This window comes from Curvibacter soli, assembly GCF_029211125.1.
In the GTDB taxonomy this organism is placed as follows: Bacteria; Pseudomonadota; Gammaproteobacteria; order Burkholderiales; family Burkholderiaceae_C; genus Curvibacter_A; species Curvibacter_A soli.
The window spans coordinates 18019-36696 of the sequence record NZ_JARGEN010000034.1 but is presented as its reverse complement, the minus strand read 5'-3'; the positions used below and the strand labels follow the sequence as shown (position 1 = coordinate 36696).

16 protein-coding genes are annotated in these 18678 nt (G+C 67.2%); 9 read left to right on the top strand and 7 right to left on the bottom strand.

Features of this window, described 5'->3' with window-relative positions:
- The first annotated feature begins 108 nt into the window (after positions 1-108).
- The 6 genes from aceE to PY257_RS08495 all read left to right on the top strand — a co-directional run bounded on the left by aceE (position 109) and on the right by PY257_RS08495 (position 9743).
- Positions 109-2859: a pyruvate dehydrogenase (acetyl-transferring), homodimeric type gene (aceE, locus tag PY257_RS08520; protein WP_275740919.1), complete on the top strand. Its 2751-nt coding sequence runs from the start codon at positions 109-111 to the stop codon at positions 2857-2859.
- A gap of 51 nt (positions 2860-2910) precedes the next feature.
- Positions 2911-4560, top strand: a complete 1650-nt coding sequence (aceF, locus tag PY257_RS08515; protein WP_275740917.1) for a dihydrolipoyllysine-residue acetyltransferase — start codon at positions 2911-2913, stop codon at positions 4558-4560.
- Between the two features lie 13 nt (positions 4561-4573).
- Positions 4574-6391: a dihydrolipoyl dehydrogenase gene (gene lpdA, locus PY257_RS08510; protein ID WP_275740915.1), complete on the top strand. Its 1818-nt coding sequence runs from the start codon at positions 4574-4576 to the stop codon at positions 6389-6391.
- A 505-nt stretch (positions 6392-6896) separates the two neighbouring features.
- On the top strand, positions 6897-7079 hold the full coding sequence (locus PY257_RS08505; RefSeq protein ID WP_275740913.1) for a hypothetical protein: 183 nt from the start codon (positions 6897-6899) through the stop codon (positions 7077-7079).
- Positions 7080-7254: 175 nt separating this feature from the next.
- Positions 7255-7785 carry an inorganic diphosphatase gene (gene ppa / locus PY257_RS08500; RefSeq protein ID WP_275740911.1) on the top strand — a complete coding sequence of 177 codons (531 nt, stop codon included), beginning with the start codon at positions 7255-7257 and terminating at the stop codon, positions 7783-7785.
- 152 nt (positions 7786-7937) lie between these two features.
- Entirely contained in the window at positions 7938-9743 is a 1806-nt protein-coding gene (locus PY257_RS08495; protein ID WP_275740909.1) for a methyl-accepting chemotaxis protein, read from the top strand.
- A 156-nt stretch (positions 9744-9899) separates the two neighbouring features.
- Here the strand turns inward: PY257_RS08495 and PY257_RS08490 are convergent, their stop codons facing one another.
- Entirely contained in the window at positions 9900-11084 is a 1185-nt protein-coding gene (locus PY257_RS08490) for a GNAT family N-acetyltransferase (protein ID WP_275740907.1), read from the bottom strand.
- 59 nt (positions 11085-11143) lie between these two features.
- Here PY257_RS08490 and PY257_RS08485 point away from each other — a divergent pair, with 59 nt between their 5' ends.
- Positions 11144-12811: an NAD+ synthase gene (locus tag PY257_RS08485; protein WP_275740905.1), complete on the top strand. Its 1668-nt coding sequence runs from the start codon at positions 11144-11146 to the stop codon at positions 12809-12811.
- A gap of 17 nt (positions 12812-12828) precedes the next feature.
- Complete coding sequence (locus PY257_RS08480) at positions 12829-13167, top strand: P-II family nitrogen regulator (protein WP_275740903.1); 339 nt, start codon at positions 12829-12831, stop codon at positions 13165-13167.
- A 29-nt stretch (positions 13168-13196) separates the two neighbouring features.
- On the opposite strand, the gene PY257_RS08475 is transcribed toward PY257_RS08480, so the two are convergent.
- From PY257_RS08475 to PY257_RS08450, 6 genes are read right to left on the bottom strand one after another with little or no spacing between them, the layout of a single operon-like run.
- Complete coding sequence (locus tag PY257_RS08475; RefSeq protein WP_275740900.1) at positions 13197-13799, bottom strand: LOG family protein; 603 nt, start codon at positions 13797-13799, stop codon at positions 13197-13199.
- Complete coding sequence (locus PY257_RS08470; RefSeq protein ID WP_275740898.1) at positions 13796-14191, bottom strand: diacylglycerol kinase; 396 nt, start codon at positions 14189-14191, stop codon at positions 13796-13798. Before PY257_RS08470 ends, PY257_RS08475 begins: the two co-directional genes overlap by 4 nt.
- A 41-nt stretch (positions 14192-14232) precedes the next feature.
- Complete coding sequence (locus PY257_RS08465) at positions 14233-14814, bottom strand: RDD family protein (RefSeq protein ID WP_275740895.1); 582 nt, start codon at positions 14812-14814, stop codon at positions 14233-14235.
- Positions 14811-15524: a DUF3106 domain-containing protein gene (locus PY257_RS08460; protein ID WP_275740893.1), complete on the bottom strand. Its 714-nt coding sequence runs from the start codon at positions 15522-15524 to the stop codon at positions 14811-14813. The genes PY257_RS08465 and PY257_RS08460 overlap by 4 nt, the downstream gene beginning before the upstream one ends.
- A 24-nt stretch (positions 15525-15548) precedes the next feature.
- Entirely contained in the window at positions 15549-15989 is a 441-nt protein-coding gene (locus PY257_RS08455) for a DUF3619 family protein (protein ID WP_275740891.1), read from the bottom strand.
- Complete coding sequence (locus PY257_RS08450; protein WP_275741068.1) at positions 15986-16555, bottom strand: RNA polymerase sigma factor; 570 nt, start codon at positions 16553-16555, stop codon at positions 15986-15988. Before PY257_RS08450 ends, PY257_RS08455 begins: the two co-directional genes overlap by 4 nt.
- 291 nt (positions 16556-16846) lie before the next feature.
- On the opposite strand from PY257_RS08450, the gene PY257_RS08445 reads away from it, so the two are divergent.
- Positions 16847-18628 carry an acetolactate synthase 3 catalytic subunit gene (locus PY257_RS08445; protein ID WP_275740889.1) on the top strand — a complete coding sequence of 594 codons (1782 nt, stop codon included), beginning with the start codon at positions 16847-16849 and terminating at the stop codon, positions 18626-18628.
- The last annotated feature ends 50 nt before the right edge of the window (positions 18629-18678 follow it).

Here is an 18678-nt window from a genome sequence, read left to right as displayed (position 1 = left end):
AATTCATAATATGAAAGCAAAAGGCACGATTTGAAATTTCATGGAAATATGCGAAACTCCGCGCGCGGTCAACGCAAGCTAAATTAGCCCCATTTTCAGGAGACAACCATGTCAGCACTCCCCGACAAGCCGTCCGGCGTGGCCGCGAACGACGCGCAGGACATCGACCCGCAGGAAACCCGTGAATGGATCGACGCGCTGTCGGCCGTGATCGCCGCCGAGGGGCCGCAGCGCGCGCACTTCCTGCTCGAACAACTGCTGGAGCAGGCCCGCCAAAACAGCGTGGACATGCCGTTCTCGGCCACCACGGGCTACGTCAACACCATCGAGCCGCAGGACGAAGCGCGCACGCCCGGCAACCTGGAGCTCGAAGGCCGGCTGCGCGCCTACATGCGCTGGAACGCCATGGCCATGGTGGTCAAGGCCAACCGCCTGCACCCCGAGGACGGCGGCGACCTGGGCGGCCACATCAGCTCCTTCGCCTCGCTGGCACACATGCTGGCGGCGGGTTTCAACCACTTCTGGCATGCCGACGACACCGCCAGCGGCGGCACCCACGGCGGCGACCTGCTCTACATCCAGGGCCATTCGTCGCCCGGCATCTACGCCCGCGCCTTCCTCGAAGGGCGGCTGTCGGAAGACCAGTTGCTCAACTTCCGCCAGGAGGTGCGGGGCAAGGGCCTTTCGAGCTACCCGCACCCCAAGCTGATGCCCGAGTTCTGGCAGTTCCCCACGGTGTCGATGGGCCTGGGCCCGCTGATGGCGATCTACCAGGCGCGCTTCCTCAAGTACCTGCACGCGCGCGGCATCGCCGACACATCCAAGCGCAAGGTCTGGGCCTTCCTGGGCGACGGCGAGATGGACGAGCCCGAGAGCCTGGGCGCCATCGGCCTGGCTGCGCGCGAGGGACTGGACAACCTGATCTTCGTCGTCAACTGCAACCTGCAGCGCCTCGACGGCCCGGTGCGCGGCAACGGCAAGATCATCCAGGAGCTGGAGGGCGAGTTCCGCGGCTCGGGCTGGAACGTCATCAAGCTGATCTGGGGCAGCAACTGGGACCCGCTGCTGGCGCGCGACAAGGACGGCGCGCTGCGCAAGATCATGATGGACACGGTGGACGGCGACTACCAGGCCTTCAAGGCCAACGACGGCGCCTTCGTGCGCAAGCACTTCTTCGAGCGCTCTCCCGCCACCGCCAAGCTGGTAGAGCACATGAGCGACGAGGACGTGTGGGCCCTGCGCCGCGGCGGCCATGATGCGCAGAAGGTGTATGCCGCCTTCCATGCCGCCAACGCCCACCAGGGCCAGCCCACGGTGCTGCTGATCAAGACCATCAAGGGCTACGGCATGGGCAAGATCGGCGAGGGCAAGAACACCGCGCACCAGACCAAGAAGCTGGCCGACGACGACATCCGCATCTTCCGCGACCGCTTCAACATCCCCATTCCTGACAGCGAACTGGCCAACGTGCCGTTCTACAAACCCGCCGACGACACGCCCGAGATGCAGTACCTGCACGCGCGGCGCAAGGAGCTGGGCGGCTACCTGCCGCACCGCCGCACGCATGCCGACGAGCAGTTCACCGTGCCCGCGCTCGACATCTTCAAGGCCGTGCTGGAGCCCACCGCCGAGGGGCGCGAGATCTCCACCACCCAGGCCTACGTGCGCTTCCTCACGCAACTGCTGCGCGACCAGGCGCTGGGCCCGCGCGTGGTGCCCATCCTGGTGGACGAGGCGCGCACCTTCGGCATGGAGGGGCTGTTCCGCCAGATCGGCATCTACAACCCCAAGGGCCAGCTCTACACCCCGGTCGACCGCGACCAGGTGATGTACTACAAGGAAGAGAAGAACGGCCAGATATTGCAGGAAGGCATCAACGAGGCCGGCGGCATGGCGAGCTGGATCGCCGCGGCCACGTCGTATTCGACGAACAACCGGATCATGATCCCGTTCTACGTCTACTACTCGATGTTCGGCTTCCAGCGCATCGGCGACCTGGCCTGGGCCGCGGGCGACATGCAGGCGCGCGGCTTCCTGCTGGGCGGCACCTCGGGGCGCACCACGCTCAACGGCGAGGGCCTGCAGCACGAGGACGGCCACAGCCACGTGCTGGCCGGCACCATCCCCAACTGCGTGAGCTACGACCCGACCTTCGCGCACGAGGTGGCGGTAATCATGCACCACGGCCTGGTGCGCATGGTCGAGAAGCAGGAGAACGTGTTCTTCTACATCACGCTGCTCAACGAGAACTATGCCCAGCCGGGCCTGGTCCCCGGCACGCAAGAGCAGATCATCAAGGGCCTGTACCTGCTCAAGGAAGGCCCCGTGCCACCGCAGGGCACTTCCAATGCCGCCGCCCCGCGCGTGCAACTGCTGGGCAGCGGCGCCATCCTGCGCGAGTCGCTGGCCGCGCAGGAGTTGCTGGAAAAGGACTGGGGCGTGGCCGCCAACGTGTGGAGCGCGCCGAGCTTCAACGAACTGGCCCGCGACGGCCAGGACGTGGAGCGCTGGAACCTGCTGCACCCCACCGAGACGCCGCGCGTGCCCTTCGTCGCGCAGCAGCTCGGCACCCACAGCGGGCCGGTGGTGGCGTCCACGGACTACATCAAGGCCTATGCCGAGCAGATCCGCGCCTACATGCCCAAGGGCCGCGGCTACAAAGTGCTGGGCACCGACGGCTTTGGCCGCAGCGACTTCCGCTGGCGCCTGCGCGAGCACTTCGAGATCAACCGCCACTACATCGTGGTGGCCGCCTTGAAGGCGCTGAGCGAGGAGGGCAGCGTGCCCGCCGCCAAGGTGGCAGAGGCCATTCAGAAGTACGGCATCGACGCCGAGAAGATCAACCCCCTGCACGCCTGAGCGCGCACGGCGCCGGCGCGCCTTGCGCGCCGCCGCTTTGGAGACATTCCCATGGCATTGGTAGAAATCAAGGTGCCCGACATCGGCGACTTCGCCGAAGTGGCGGTGATCGAGGTGCTGGTCAAGCCCGGCGACACGGTGAAGGCCGAGCAGTCGCTCATCACCGTCGAATCCGACAAGGCGTCGATGGAGATCCCGTCGTCCGCCGCCGGCGTGGTCAAGGAGCTGAAGGTCAAGCTCGGCGACAAGGTGGCCGAAGGCTCGGTCATCCTGGTGCTGGAAGCGGCGGGCGAGGGCGCCGCACCGGCCCCGGTTTCCGAGCAAAAAACGGCTCCAGCGCAGGTAGAACCTGCGGTTGCAGCTATTGATTCTGTAGCAAAAGACCCCGCGCCCGCTGCCGCCCCCGCAGGGTTGGTGGAGGTGCGCGTGCCCGACATCGGCGACTTCAAGGACGTGGCGGTGATCGAGGTGCTGGTCAAGCCCGGCGACACGGTGAAGACCGAGCAGTCGCTCATCACCGTCGAATCCGACAAGGCGTCGATGGAGATCCCGTCGTCCGCCGCCGGCGTGGTCAAGGAGCTCAAGGCCAAGGTGGGCGACAAGGTCAACATCGGCGACCTGATCGCCGTGCTGGAAGGCAGTGCCGCCGCTCCGGCGCCGGCCACGGCGCCTGCCGCGGCCGCCAGCGCCCCTGCGCCTGCTGCCACCACCGCGCCGCCGCCGCCGCACGCGCCCGCCGCGCCCACGGGCGGCCTGCCGCATGCGTCGCCCTCGGTGCGCCGGTTCGCGCGCGAGCTGGGCGTGCCGCTGGCCGAGGTCAAGGGCAGCGGCCCCAAGGGCCGCATCACGCAGGCCGACGTGCAGAACTTCACCAAGGCGGTCATGGCCGGCGCCGCCCAGACCACGGCCCAGGCCGCCAAGGCGCCCGCGGGCGGCAGTGGCGCCGGGCTCGATTTGCTGCCCTGGCCCAAGGTCGATTTCGCCAGGTTCGGCGCCGTGGAGCGCAAGGCGCTTTCGCGCGTCAAGAAAATCAGCGGCGCCAACCTGCACCGCAACTGGGTGATGATCCCGCACGTCACCAACAACGACGAGGCCGACATCACCGAACTCGAAGCCTTCCGTGTCTCCACCAACCTGGAGAACGAGAAAGCGGCAAAAAATGGAGTCAACGCAAGCGTCAAGGTGACCATGCTGGCCTTCGTCATCAGGGCCGTGGTCTCGGCGCTGAAGAAGTTTCCCGAGTTCAACGCGAGCCTCGACGGTGATACGCTGGTCTACAAGCAGTACTTCCACATCGGCTTCGCGGCGGATACGCCGGGCGGGCTGGTGGTGCCGGTGCTGAAGGATGCCGACAAGAAGGGCATCCTGCAGATCAGCGCCGAGATGGGCGAGCTTGCCAAGAAGGCACGCGACGGCAAGCTCGGCGCCGCCGACATGCAGGGCGGGTGCTTTTCCATCAGCTCGCTGGGCGGCATCGGCGGCACGCACTTCACGCCCATCATCAACGCCCCCGAGGTGGCGATCCTGGGCCTGTCCAAGAGCTTCATGAAGCCCGTGTGGGATGGCCGGCAGTTCGTGCCGCGCCTCGCGCTGCCGCTGTCGCTGTCGTACGACCACCGCGTGATCGACGGCGCCTCGGCGGCGCGCTTCAACGCCTACCTGGCCCAGGTGTTGGCGGACTACCGCCGCATCCTGCTGTGAAGGAGAGCCCGATATGGCAGTGATCGACATCCATGTGCCCGACATCGGCGACTTCCAGGAAGTGGCCGTCATCGAAGTGCTGGTAAAGCCGGGCGACACCGTCCGCGCGGAACAGAGCCTCGTCACCGTGGAGTCCGACAAGGCGTCGATGGAAATTCCGTCGAGCCACGCGGGCGTGGTGAAGGAGCTCAAGGTCAGGCTCGGCGACAAGGTGAGCGAGGGCGCGGTGCTGCTCACGCTCGAAGCCTCCGACGCCGCGCCAGCGCCTGCCCCGGCTTCTGAACAAAAACCGGCGCCAGCGCAGGCAGCGCCTGCGGCACCAGCTATCAAAATGGAAGCGTCGAGCTACGGCGGCACGGCCGACCTGGACTGCGATGTGCTCGTGCTCGGCGGCGGGCCCGGCGGCTATTCCGCCGCCTTCCGCGCCGCGGACCTCGGCTTGAAGGTGGTCATCGTGGAGCGCTACGCCACCCTGGGCGGCGTGTGCCTCAACGTGGGCTGCATCCCGTCGAAGGCGCTGCTGCACGTGGCCGCCGTGATCGACGAGGCCAGGCATCTGGCCGATGCCGGCGTGGTCTTCGGCGACCCGTCGATCGACATCGCCAAGCTGCGCGCCCACAAGGAGAAAGTCGTCGGCAAGCTCACCGGCGGCCTGGCCGCCATGGCCAAGATGCGCAAGGTCGCCGTCGTGCGCGGCCATGGCGGCTTCATCGGCGCCAACCACGTGGAGGTGGAGGAAACCACCGGCAGCGGCCAGGAGAAAACCGGCACGAAGAAAGTCGTCGCCTTCAAGCGCGCCGTCATCGCCGCCGGCAGCCAGGCCGTGCACCTGCCGTTCCTGCCCGACGACCCGCGCGTGGTCGATTCCACGGGCGCCCTGGCGCTCGCGGAAGTACCGAGGCGCATGCTGATCCTCGGCGGCGGCATCATCGGCCTGGAAATGGGCACCGTCTACAGCACGCTGGGCGCGCGCCTGGACGTGGTGGAAATGCTCGACGGCTTGATGCAGGGCGCCGACCGTGACCTGGTGCGCGTCTGGCAGAAGATGAACGCACCGCGCTTCGACAACATCATGCTCAAGACCAAAACCACGTCCGCCGTGGCGATGAAAGAAGGCATCCTGGTGCATTTCGAGGGCGAGCAGGCGCCCAAGGAGCCGCAACTCTACGACCTGGTGCTCCAGGCCGCCGGCCGCACCCCCAACGGCAGGAGGATCGGCGCCGACAGGGCCGGCGTGGCCGTGACGGAGCGCGGCTTCATCGACGTGGACATCCAGATGCGCACCAACGTGCCGCACATCTTCGCCATCGGCGACGTCGTGGGCCAGCCCATGCTGGCGCACAAGGCGGTGCACGAGGGCCACGTGGCGGCGGAAGTGATCGCGGGCGAACTGACGGGCGACAAGGCCCTGGCCGCCAGCGCCTTCGAGGCACGGGTGATCCCGAGCGTGGCCTATACCGACCCCGAGGTCGCCTGGGTCGGCCTGACCGAGGAGCAGGCCAAGGCCCAGGGCATCCAGGTGAAGAAGGGCTTGTTCCCCTGGAGCGCATCGGGCCGCGCCATCGCCAACGGGCGCGACGAGGGCTTCACCAAGCTGCTGTTCGACGACAGCCCCGAGGCGCACGGCCACGGGCGAATCCTGGGTGGCGGCATCGTCGGCACGCACGCGGGCGACATGGTGGGCGAAATCGCCCTCGCCATCGAGATGGGCGCCGACGCCGTGGACATCGGCGCCACCATCCACCCGCACCCCACGCTGGGCGAAAGCCTGGGCATGGCGGCGGAAGTGGCGCACGGTAGTTGCACGGATGTGCCGCCGCAGCGGAAGTAGCCGAGCCCTGGCGAGCCGTTCATGCCAAGCCGCGCGGGCCTGCAAGCCTTCCTTCAAGCGGACCCGCCTTCGGCGGTCCGCTTAAGTCAAACGCTATGCATAAAGGTCTGCGCGCACTTCTGGCATCAACTGCTGCTCTTGTCAGCCGAGGCCACGCAAATCGCGGCGCCGCAGTGCCCACGCTTCTATCCCCGATGAACCCCGACACTCCTGCTCCGTCCCTGTGGCCCGCACGCATCTTGGCCTTGGCATTCCTCGCCGCAGCCGGCTACTCGGCCTACCTCGCAGTGAACCTCCTCTCCACACGCTGCGAGGGGTTCAGTTGCACTTACCTGGGCTTGGTCTGGCTCTTCTGGCTTGGCGTCCTTTGCCTGCCAGCCACAGTCCTTGGCTACTTCGCGCAACGATCAAGCGCGTTCGCCGCCCGCCCAAGATCCATCCTCCGGGCCACTTGGCACGCGCACAGTCTCTTGTCCATCGGCCTTCTGGCTTGGTGGCTAGTGTAGTGTTCGACACCATGCGGCACATGAAACCGCGCCTTTTGGCGCATGGCGGCGTTGCAAATCCTCGCGATAGCGACGGCTATCGCTGTGGTGCTGCTGTGGTGCTGTGGTTTGCGCCTTGCCCTGCGCCAAAACGCATCGCTTTTATTGGTGCCGCCAAGCATCGAACACTGCACTGGCTTTAGCTGTTCCGGGCGGCCTGGGTAGCATCAGTTCTTCAGAAAAAATCGGCTGCCACCGCTTATGCATGAAGCGATGGCAGCTATCGATTGCATAGCAATTTCGGCCCGGCTGGCGGGCAGCCCGTAAAATCGGGGCTGTCTCCATCGACCAACCTGACAACCGCAAGCAACGACCGCCATGTCCATCGACAAAGTAACCCCCGGCAAGAACGCTCCCGACGCCTTCAACGTCGTCATCGAGATCCCGATGAACTCCGACCCCGTGAAGTACGAGGTCGACAAGGAGTCCGGCGCGATCTTCGTGGACCGCTTCATGACCACCGCCATGCACTATCCGGCCAACTACGGCTACGTGCCGCAGACGCTCTCCGGCGACGGCGACCCGGTGGACGTGCTGGTGCTCACGCCGTTCCCGCTGCCCGCGGGCGTGGTGGTGACGTGCCGCGCGCTGGGCATCCTGATGATGGAGGACGAGGCCGGCGTGGACGGCAAGGTGCTGGCCGTGCCCACCGAGAAGCTGCTGCCCTACTACAGCCAGTGGCAGACGGTGGACGACCTCAACCCCATGACGCTCAAGACCATCAGCCATTTCTTCGAGCACTACAAGGACCTGGAAGCCGGCAAGTGGGTCAAGGTGACCGGCTGGCAGGGCGTGGACGCGGCGAAGAAGGAAGTCGCCGACGGCATCGCCCACTACCGGCAGAAGTAGGCCGTCGTGCCTTTTGCCGGCGCCCGCCCGCGGCCCCGCAGGCGGGCGTTTTTGCGTGTGCGTCGCACCGGCGCGACAGCCGCGCGGCGGGCTGCGCGCACAATGCTCGCACCCATGGCGCGAGGGCGCCGCAACACTGACGAGGAGTAAGCATGAAGCTATCGGATCTGCGTATCGGCGCCAAGCTCGGGGGGGCCTTCGGCCTGCTGGTATTCATGACGTTGGCGCTGGGCTTGACGGCGCTGCTGGCGCTGGGGCGCATCAACGACGACACCACGGATTTCGCCACCAACTGGCTGCCCAGCGTGCAACTGCTGGGCGACATGCGCACCATGGCCAATCGCATGCGCCGCGCCGAGAGCGAGGCGGCGATCTCCCCCGACCCGGCGGCGCGCGAGAAGTACGGCACCCAACTGGTGCAGCTCCGCAAGGAATACGACGCGCTGGAAGCCCGGTACGCGTCCACGGTCACCGCGGGCGAGGAACAGGCCGCCTTCGACAACTACAAGGGCAAGCGCGATGCGTACTTCGCGGAGCAGGCCAAGCTCGTCGACGCATCGCGCAATGCCTCTGCGGACGCAGCCCAGTTGCAGGCGGTTTCCCAGTTGTACTCGACCACCGGGGAGGCCGCCTTCGGCGCGCTGGCCGAGGCGATCGGCGCGCTGTCTGCCATGCACACCGCGGACTCCGGGCAGTCGTACAAAATGGCGCAGGCCGACTATGGCAAAGCGGTCGCCACGACCATCGCCATCGCCGTCGCGGCGATCGTGCTGGGGGCGCTGCTGGCGTGGCGCATCACCCGCAGCATCACCGGCAAGGTGCAGCATGCGGTGGACGTGGCCCGCGCCGTGGCCGCGGGCGATCTGTCCGTGCATGTCCAGGCGGAGGGCAAGGACGAGCTGGGCCTGTTGCTGCACGCGCTGCACGACATGCGCGAAAATCTCGCGCGGGTGGTGGCCGGCGTGCGCACCGCCGCCGAGGGGGTGGCGACGGCCAGCGTCGAAATATCGCAAGGCAACAACGACCTCTCCTCGCGCACCGAGCAGCAGGCCAGCGCGCTGGAAGAGACGGCGGCCTCGATGGAGCAGCTCGGCTCCACCGTGCGCCAGAACGCCGACAACGCCCGCGCGGCCAACCAACTGGCCGTCAACGCATCCACCGTGGCCGCCCACGGCGGCGAAGTCGTGGCCCAGGTGGTGGTCACCATGAAGGGCATCAACGACAGCTCGCGCAAGATCGCCGACATCATTGGCGTCATTGACGGCATCGCCTTCCAGACCAACATCCTGTCGCTCAACGCGGCGGTGGAGGCGGCGCGCGCGGGCGAGCAGGGCCGCGGCTTCGCGGTGGTGGCCAGCGAGGTGCGCAGCCTGGCGCAGCGCAGCGCCGAGGCGGCCAAGGAAATCAAGAGCCTGATCGGCGCCAGCGTCGAGCGCGTGGAGCAGGGCTCCACGCTGGTCGACCAGGCGGGCGAGACGATGCAGGAAGTGGTGGGCGCGATACGGCGCGTGACCGACATCGTGGGCGAAATCAGCGCGGCCAGCAGCGAACAGGCGTCCGGCGTGGCGCAGGTGGGCGAGGCGGTCACGCAGATGGACCAGGCCACGCAGCAGAACGCGGCGCTGGTGGAGCAGTCGGCGGCGGCGGCGGCCAGCCTGACCACGCAGGCCCAGGAACTGGTGCAGGCCGTGGCGGTGTTCAAGCTCGCCGCAGACCACCAGGGCGGCGCCTATGCCTCGGCGTCCGCTGCGCGTCCCGTGGCACGGCGCCCGGCACCCGTGCCGCCCACCGTAGCGGCCAAGAAGCCCATGGCCCGCGTGGCGCCGCCCGCTGCCAAGCCGCCTGCCCTGGCCGCCAGGTCTGCCGCCGCGCAGCCCCCGAAGCCCGCCGCTCCGCCGCCGGCCTCTCCGCGCGCCCAGGCCGGCGGCAGCGACGATGGCGAGTGGGAGACGTTCTAGCAGTGTTCAACGCCAAGCAGCACATGAAACCGCGCCTTTTGCCGCATGGCGGCGTTGCAAATCCTCGCGATAGCGACGGCTATCGCTGTGGTTTGCGCCTTGCCCTGCGCCAAAACGCATCGCTTTCATTTGTGCCGCCAAGCATCGAACACTGCACTAGCGCTTGAACGGGCTGCGGTCGCGCAGCTCGTCGAGGTAGCCGGCCATGCCCTGGTCCTCGCGCTCCAGGAAGCGGGCCACCGCATCGTTGAATGCCGGGTGGGCCAGCCAGTGGGCGCTGGCGGTGGGCGTGGGCAGCAGGGCGCGGGCCATCTTGTGCTCGCCCTGCGCGCCGCCTTCGAAGCACGCCACGCCGTGCGCGATGCACCACTCCAGCGGCTGGTAGTAGCAGGCCTCGAAATGCAGGCAGTCCACGCGCTCCAGCGCACCCCAGTAGCGCCCGTAGGCCGTGCCCTGGGGTTGATGGCAGAATTGGCCTGTAGCGCTTGATATATCTGCGGTGATAGCTATCAAACTGGTAGCAATCGCATGGCCTTCGCGCTCTGCCGTGAACAGCAACCAATGTTCAGGCATGGTGTCGGCCATGCGCGCGAAGAAATCGCGCGTGAGGTAGGGTGGGTTGCCGTGCTCGCGGTAGGTGCGGGCGTAGCAGCGGTAGAAGAAATCCCAGTCCGCCGCACGGATGTCCGCGCCACGCGCCCAGCGCAACGTCACGCCCGCGTCGCGCACCTTGCGGCGCTCCTGGCGGATTTTCTTGCGCTTGTCTTGGCTCAGGCGGGCCAGGAAGTCGTCGAACGATGGGTAGCGATCATTCTTCCAGTGGAACTGCACGCCATGGCGCAGCAGCAGGCCGGCGGCCTCGCAGGCGGCCACGTCCTCGGCGCTGGCGAACAGCAGGTGCAGCGACGATAGCTGCTGCTCGCCGCACCAGCCCACCAGCGCACGCACCAGTGCCGCGCGGGCCGTCGCGTCGCGCGCCAGCAGCCGCGTGCCGGGCACGGGCGTGAACGGGACGGCCACCACGGCCTTGGGGTAGTAGTCCAGCCCGTGCTGCTCGTAGGCGCTGGCCCAGGCCCAGTCGAACACGTATTCGCCATAAGAATGGCCCTTGGCGTAGAGCGCGCAGGCCGCGGCCAGGGTGCCGCCTTGCCACAGCGTGAAGCAGCGCAGGTTCCAGCCCGTTTGCGGCACGGCGCTGCCGCTGGCCTGCAGGGCCGCGAGGTATTCGTGGCGCATGAAGGGCGTGGCATGGGGCTGCCGCGCGAGCAGCGCGTTCCATGTCTGCGCGTCGATGGCGGGCCATGCATCCGTAATCCGGATGACATAATCGGTTTCACCCATGCCGCACCCGGTGGCGCGGTGCGCGCAAGGCTCCTGCATCCACGGCGTTTTCGACTTCCATGACCCTCAAGATCTGCATTGCCCAGTTGAATTTCGTGGTGGGCGACATGGCCGGCAACGCGCGCAGGATCATCGATGCCGCGCACGCCGCCCATGCCGAGGGCGCCCACCTGCTGCTTACGCCCGAACTGGCCATCTGCGGCTATGCGGCGGAAGACCTGTTCCTGCGCCCGGCGTTCATCACCGCCTGCGATGATGCCCTGAATGCGATAGCCGATGGCACGGCCGGGTTAAGCGGCCTGCGCATCGTGGTCGGCCATCCGAGCGGCGGCGATGCGCGCACGCGCAGCGTGTCGGTGCAGCACCGCCACAACATGGCGAGCGTCTTGCGCGAGGGCCGCGTGGAGCAGACCTATGCCAAGCGCGAACTGCCCAACTACCAGGTGTTCGACGAACGGCGCTACTTCACGCCGGGCCGGGGCGTCTGCGTGTTCGAGGCGGCAGGCGTGCGCGTGGGTCTGCTGATCTGCGAAGACGCCTGGTTCGACGAGCCCGCCGCGCTGGCGCGCGATGCCGGGGCCGAGGTGCTGGCCGTCATCAACGCTTCGCCGTTCCACGTGGGCAAGGGCGGCGAGCGCGTGGCCCGCATGGCCGAGCGCGCACGCGCGGCGGGCCTGCCGCTGGTCTATGCACACCTCATGGGCGGGCAGGACGAGGTGGTGTTCGACGGCGCGTCGTTTGTCGTGCAGGCCGACGGCACGCTGGCGCTGCAGGCCGAAAGCTTCAAGGAAAAACTGGTGTTTGCGCAGGTGGAGCGTTCGCAGGGCGCTATAAAAATAGAAGCGCAGTCGTTGCCGCCGCCGCGCTTGCCCGAGGCCGAGCTGTGGGACGCGCTGGTGCTGGGTGTGCGCGACTACGTAGGCAAGAACGGCTTCCCGGGCGCGCTGCTGGGCTTGTCCGGCGGCATCGACTCGGCCCTGGTGTTGGCCGTCGCGGTGGATGCGCTGGGGGCCGAGCGGGTGCGCGCGGTGATGATGCCGTCGCCCTATACGGCGGATATTTCGTGGATCGATGCGCGCGACATGGCCGCACGGCTGGGCGTGCGCTACGACGAGATTTCCATCGTGCCGCAGTTCGAGGCTTTCAAGGCCGCGCTGGCGGGCGAATTCGCCGGGTTGCCCGAGGACGCGACGGAAGAGAACATCCAGGCCCGCATCCGCGGCACGCTGCTGATGGCCTTGTCCAACAAGTTCGGCGCCATCGTGCTCACCACCGGCAACAAGAGCGAGATGGCCACGGGCTACTGCACGCTCTATGGCGACATGGCCGGGGGCTTCGCCGTCATCAAGGACGTGGCCAAGACCATGGTGTTTCGCCTGGCGCGCTGGCGCAACGCGCACGACCCGTACGGCAGCGGCGCCGGCCCTATTCCCGAGCGCATCATCACCCGCCCGCCGAGCGCCGAACTGCGCCCCGAGCAGACCGACCAGGACAGCCTGCCACCCTACGAGGTGCTCGACGCCATCCTGGAGCGCTACATGGAGAACGACCAGGGCATCGACGAGATCGTGGCCGCCGGCTATCCGCGCGCGGCGGTGGAGCAGGTGGTGCGGCTGATCCGCGTGAACGAATACAAACGCCGACAAGCCCCTGTGGGCATACGGGTTACGCACCGCAGCTTCGGCAAGGATTGGCGCTACCCTATCACCAGCAAGTTCCGAGCATGACCGCAGAAGGAGTTTCCATGAAACAGATCACCGCCATCATCAAGCCGTTCAAGCTCGAAGAGGTGCGCGAAGCCCTCGGCGACTGCGGCGTGTCCGGCCTGACCGTGACCGAGGTCAAGGGCTTCGGCCGCCAGAAGGGCCATACCGAGCTGTACCGCGGCGCGGAATACGTGGTCGACTTCTTGCCCAAGGTGAAGGTCGAGGCCGTGGTGAGGGACGACGAAGTGGAGCGCTGCGTCGACGCCATCATCAAGGCCGCGCACACCGGCAAGATTGGCGATGGCAAGATCTTCGTCACGGCGGTCGAGCGCGCGGTGCGCATCCGCACGGGCGAGCTCGACGAATCTGCGGTCTGACCCCTGCGGCCCACCGGCCGCCCGGGTGTTCAGATCACGTCGCGCAAGGGCGGCGTGTCTCGCTGCACGCCTGCCGACTCCACGAGTTGTTGCAGCAGGTCCGGCGCGCTGGCGCCCACGCGCAGCAGGTCCATCTGCCAGTCGCTCATGAGCCCGTTGCCAACGCAGTTGCGCAGGAAGGCAACCAGCCCTTCGTAGTAGCCCGCCACGTCGAGCAGGCCCACGGGCTTGTCGTGGTAGCCGAGCTGGCGCCAGGTCCAGACCTCGAACAGTTCCTCGAACGTGCCGATGCCCCCGGGCAGGGCCAGGAAGGCGTCGGAGCGCTCGGCCATCAACGCCTTGCGCTGGTGCATGTTGTCCACGATGTGCAGTTCGGTACAGTCGCGGTTGGCATGCTCCTTGTCCACGAGCGCTTGCGGAATCACGCCCACCACCCGTGCTCCGGCTTGCAGCGCGGCATGCGCCGCGATGCCCATGAGCCCGTTGTTGCCGCCACCGTAGACGAGCTGGCCGCCGTGCTGGCCTATCCACTGGCCCACCTGGCGCGCGGTTTCGGCGTAGAGCGGATTCGTGCCGGGGCGCGAGCCGCAGTACACGCAGATCGAAAAAGCAGGCGCAGTCGTTGTCGTCATGCAAGAAACCTCTGATAGAGCGCTGTTGCCCAGATGCCCGCGCACAGCAGCAGCGCCAGCAGCACGGCAGCGCTGCCCACATCCTTGGCGCGCTTGGAGAACGCATGCCATTCGGGGCCGACGCGGTTCACCGCGGACTCCACGGCGGTATTGAGCAATTCGGCGATCAGCAGCAGCACCACGCAGCCGGCGAGCAGCGCGGTCTCCACCCAGGTGCGTCCGACCCAGAGCGCCAGCGGCAGCAGCACGGCGGCGGCGATGGCCTCCTGCCGGAACGCGGTTTCTCCCCAGGCGCAATGCAGGCCGGCCCACGAGTGGCGGGTGGCATGCCAGAGCCGGTCCAGGCCTTTGCGGGCTTTCTGTGTCTGGATGGGGGAAGGGGATGCAGGCATGGGTATGCAGAGACAGACGCAAACGGGTTGGCTGCGGCGCATCAGGCGCGCGCGGCAGCGGTGACGAGACGGGTGCCGGCGAGCGCGTCGTGCCAGAACTGCCGGCTCGGGTGGAGCCTGCTTGCCAGGGCCCACACGGCCACCCAGCCGAGCATGGCGGCGGCGGTTTCGCCCATCGAGGGGTGGAGCGGCGCCATGACCGCGAGCGGCGGCAGCAGCCAGACCCATGCCAGCAGGTAGCGACACAGGGCGCGTGCCTGGCCCACGGGGTTGCCATGGCGGTCGACGATGCGGATGTGCCAGGTTTTCATCGCCAGCGTCTGGCCACGCGACCAGAACCATGTGAAGTAGATGCCGAACACCACGAACAGGAAGCCTTGCTGCGCGTGCCGGTTGTCGAGCGCGTTGCGCGTCTGCGTCAGTGCGCTGAACAGGTAGTCCGCGATGAAGACCACGCCGAACAGCAGCACGCCCTCGTACAGCCAGCACGCCATCCGGCGCGCCAGGCCGGGAGCTTGTGCAAACGCGGTGGCGGGGAGCGGCGGCGGGGCCTGCGGGGCGCCGTCAGGCGGGGAAGCCGGGGGTGCGGGAGTGGCGGCGGGACGGGGGGGTGGCGAGATCATTGCTCCGTTGCATGCGCTTGCGTCCCGTGCGCCGCGTCGGATACGGGCGCTACCGGAGAGGGCGGAGCCTGCATTGTCGCCGGAACGGCGGTGGGTGCGGGCAGGAGTACCGGCGCCTCGGGCATGCGCGCCGGGTGCACCGCCGTCGCGCGCGTGGTGCCTGCCGGCACCACGGTCAGGCGTTCCGGCGGGGCCAGCTTGATGGCCGGGGCGGCGCCTCGTGGCTTGGGGGCGGCGCGCGCGGCGAGTTTTCGCTTTTCCTCGTCGCTGAGGGCCTGGTATGCCTCCCAACTGGCCTTCTTGTCGTGCGGGTCGAGCTGGTTGGTGGCCGCGAAGTTCAGGCGCGCCTGGTCGCGCTGCTGCATGCTCAGGCCGGCCCATTCGGTCATGCGGCTGTGCAGCTTGGCCTGCTCCGTCGCGCTCATCTGGGGGAAGTTCTGCGACAGCGCGATCCACTTGCGCTTGTGCGGCCCGCTCAGCGCGGACCAGTGCGGCGCCAGCGGCTGCAGCGCGTGTTGCTGCGACGTGGTGAGCTGGTTCCACAGGGGTTCGGCTTCGGACGTCCGCAGGGTGGCGGGCTTGCCCGTCACGGCGTGCTTGCCGCCCTGGGGTGCTTGCGGCAGTTGCGCGGCAACGCCGGTGCTGGCCAGGGCTGCTGCCAGCGCCAGCAGTGGCACGTGTGCGGCAAAGGGACGAAGGCGCGCGGGCATGGCTGTAAAAGGGTGGGTGCCGTTTCAGCGCTCTGCGCGCTGGGTGAGCTTCAGGAACTGCAGGAAGCCCGGGTCTGCATAAGCGGCGGGGGGGAGGTCGTCGGTAAGCAGCGCGGCATCGACCTCGGCGATTTCGCGCGCGCGGCTTTCGTCCTGCACGTAGCTGATGGCCACCAGCCCGGCCACGAGCGTGACGATGGGCAGCGCGGATGCCGCGAGCAGGCGCCACCAGCGCCCGCCTTCGCCCCACGGCAGGGTCGCGGCGCCGGCTCCGTTGGCGGCGATGCTGGCGGCCAGCAATGGCGCTCTTTCCACCTTGCGGTGCGCCAGGGCCTGCATGCGCGCAGCGCGCAGGCGTTCGGCTATGTCATAGGGCAAGGTGTCGTTGCCGGCGGTCAGCCGCGCGGCAACACGCTGGCCGAAAAGGTCCAGCAGCGCGTCTTGATCCGGGAAGGCGGTAGTCATGGTCGTATTCCTCGGGCTTTCAGGGCTTTACCAAGAGCCTGGACGGCGCGCGAGCAATGCGTCTTGACGCTGCCTTCCGAGCAACCCATTGCCGCGGCAGTTTCCGCGACGTTCATCTCCTCCCAGTAACGCATGAGGAATGCCTCGCGTTGACGGGCAGGCAGCTCCAGGATCTCGGCTTCGATTTCATGCAAGATCTGCGCCCGCCCGACGGTGTCCTCCGCGCTTTCCGTGCCCTCGGAGCCCTCGGGGCCCGCATAGGCTTCGAGCAGGTCGAACGCATCGTCGCTGTCGCCGTCGGGCTCGAAATCCCCCATGTTGGTGAACAGGGCATTGCGCACCTTCTGCCGCCGGAACCAGTCGAGCGTGCAGTTCGACAGGATGCGCTGGAACAGCATGGGCAATTCGCCCGGCGGCTTGTCGCCGTAGTGCTCGGCCAGCTTGAGCATGCTGTCCTGCACGATGTCGAGCGCCGCCTCTGTGTTGCGCACATGGTAGAGCGAGCGCTTGAAAGCGCGTTTTTCCACGCTTTTGAGGAAGTCGGAGAGTTCGCGTTCGGTTGCCAAGAGAGAAGGCCGGCCGCTGGCGGCCACTCGGGGTTGCTGGGCTTGTCGTTGTGCGTGAGGCGTCGCGGCGATTATGGCACCGCACCTTGAATTTTTCCTCCCCCGTGCTCGCGGCGGCGCGCGGGCAGTGCATAATCGGCGGTTGCAATTCAAAAGGCAAACGGGTCACGGTCCGGCGCAGCAATCATCTCGCCCATGTCCGGTGGTCCTAAGTCTCGAAGCAGCTTCACAAGAGCGCGCCAAGAGGCACCCTAGGTTTTTCGTCAGAGAAATTCGCAAAGGTTGATCGACATGGAAATCTCCAAGGCCGAACTGGCTTCGGCAGCGGCTGCGTCCGCAGCGCAAGGCGGCTCCCAGGATCTCATGGGCGCCGAGATCCTCATCAAGGCACTGCAGGCCGAAGGCGTACGCTACCTCTGGGGCTACCCGGGCGGCGCGGTGCTCTACATCTACGACGCGCTCTACAAGCAGGACTCCATCGAGCATGTGCTGGTGCGCCACGAGCAGGCCGCCGTGCATGCCGCCGACGGCTATGCGCGCGCCACTGGCGACGTGGGCGTGGCGCTGGTCACTTCCGGCCCCGGTCTGACGAACGCGGTGACGGGCATCGCCACCGCCTACATGGACAGCATTCCGATGGTCATCATCTCGGGCCAGGTGCCGACGGCGGCCATCGGGCTCGACGCCTTCCAGGAATGCGACACGGTGGGCATCACGCGGCCCATCGTCAAGCACAACTTCCTGGTGAAGGACCCGCGCGATCTGGCGCTGACGATGAAGAAGGCCTTCCACGTCGCGCGCAGCGGCCGCCCGGGCCCGGTGGTGGTCGATATTCCGAAGGACGTTTCCTTCAAGAAGGCGGCCTACGCGGGCTATCCCGACAAGGTGGAGATGCGCTCCTACAACCCCGTGAAGAAGGGGCACGGCGGCCAGATCCGCAAGGCGCTGCAACTGCTGCTGTCGGCCAAGCGCCCCTACATCTACACCGGCGGCGGGGTGCTGCTGGGCAATGCCTCGAACGAATTGCGCACGCTGGCCGACATGCTGGGCTACCCGGTCACGAACACGCTCATGGGCCTGGGCGCCTACCCGGCTTCCGACCGCAAGTTCCTCGGCATGCTGGGCATGCATGGCACGGTCGAGGCCAACAACGCCATGCAGAGCTGCGACGTGCTGCTGGCCGTGGGCGCGCGCTTCGACGACCGCGTGATCGGCAACGTGAAGCACTTCGCGCAGAACGAGCGCAAGATCATCCACGTCGACATCGACCCGTCCTCCATCTCCAAGCGCGTGCGCGTCGACATCCCCATCGTCGGCGATGTGAAGGACGTGCTGGGCGAGCTGATCTCCATGCTGCGCGAAAGCAGCACCAGACCCGACGCGCAGGCCCTGGCCCGATGGTGGGACACCATCGAGGGCTGGCGCGGCACCGACTGTCTGAGGTACGACCGCGGCAACAAGGACGTCATCAAGCCCCAGTACGTCGTCGAGACGCTGTGGAACATGACCAAGGACGCGGACACGTACATCACCTCCGACGTGGGCCAGCACCAGATGTGGGCCGCGCAGTACTACCGCTTCGACGAGCCGCGCCGCTGGATCAACTCCGGTGGCCTGGGCACCATGGGCGTGGGCATTCCCTATGCCATGGGCGTCAAGCTGGCCAGGCCGCAGAGCGAAGTGTTCTGCATCACCGGCGAAGGCTCGGTGCAGATGTGCATCCAGGAGCTCTCCACCTGCCTGCAGTACAACACGCCCATCAAGATCTGCGCGCTCAACAACCGCTACCTGGGCATGGTGCGCCAGTGGCAGGAGATCGAATATTCGGGCCGCTACAGCCACAGCTACATGGATGCGCTGCCCAACTTCGTGAAGCTGGCCGAGGCTTATGGCCACGTCGGCATGCTGATCGAGCGCCCGCAGGACGTGGAGCCCGCGCTGCGCGAGGCGCGCCGGCTCAAGGACCGTACCGTGTTCATGGATTTCCGCACCGATCCCACCGAGAACGTGTTCCCGATGGTGCAGGCCGGCAAGGGCATCACGGAGATGCTGCTGGGCGCAGAAGATCTTTAAGAAAATAGCCATCTGGCGCTCATGAAACAAGCGCCTATAGCTATCAATAC

Coding starts and splice junctions, on each gene's coding strand:
- aceE (WP_275740919.1), top strand. CDS start 109: ATGTCAGCACTCCCCGACAAGCCGTCCGGCGTGGCCGCGAACGACGCG.
- aceF (WP_275740917.1), top strand. CDS start 2,911: ATGGCATTGGTAGAAATCAAGGTGCCCGACATCGGCGACTTCGCCGAA.
- lpdA (WP_275740915.1), top strand. CDS start 4,574: ATGGCAGTGATCGACATCCATGTGCCCGACATCGGCGACTTCCAGGAA.
- ppa (WP_275740911.1), top strand. CDS start 7,255: ATGTCCATCGACAAAGTAACCCCCGGCAAGAACGCTCCCGACGCCTTC.
- PY257_RS08495 (WP_275740909.1), top strand. CDS start 7,938: ATGAAGCTATCGGATCTGCGTATCGGCGCCAAGCTCGGGGGGGCCTTC.
- PY257_RS08490 (WP_275740907.1), bottom strand. CDS start 11,084: ATGGGTGAAACCGATTATGTCATCCGGATTACGGATGCATGGCCCGCC.
- PY257_RS08485 (WP_275740905.1), top strand. CDS start 11,144: ATGACCCTCAAGATCTGCATTGCCCAGTTGAATTTCGTGGTGGGCGAC.
- PY257_RS08480 (WP_275740903.1), top strand. CDS start 12,829: ATGAAACAGATCACCGCCATCATCAAGCCGTTCAAGCTCGAAGAGGTG.
- PY257_RS08475 (WP_275740900.1), bottom strand. CDS start 13,799: ATGACGACAACGACTGCGCCTGCTTTTTCGATCTGCGTGTACTGCGGC.
- PY257_RS08470 (WP_275740898.1), bottom strand. CDS start 14,191: ATGCCTGCATCCCCTTCCCCCATCCAGACACAGAAAGCCCGCAAAGGC.
- PY257_RS08465 (WP_275740895.1), bottom strand. CDS start 14,814: ATGATCTCGCCACCCCCCCGTCCCGCCGCCACTCCCGCACCCCCGGCT.
- PY257_RS08460 (WP_275740893.1), bottom strand. CDS start 15,524: ATGCCCGCGCGCCTTCGTCCCTTTGCCGCACACGTGCCACTGCTGGCG.
- PY257_RS08455 (WP_275740891.1), bottom strand. CDS start 15,989: ATGACTACCGCCTTCCCGGATCAAGACGCGCTGCTGGACCTTTTCGGC.
- PY257_RS08445 (WP_275740889.1), top strand. CDS start 16,847: ATGGAAATCTCCAAGGCCGAACTGGCTTCGGCAGCGGCTGCGTCCGCA.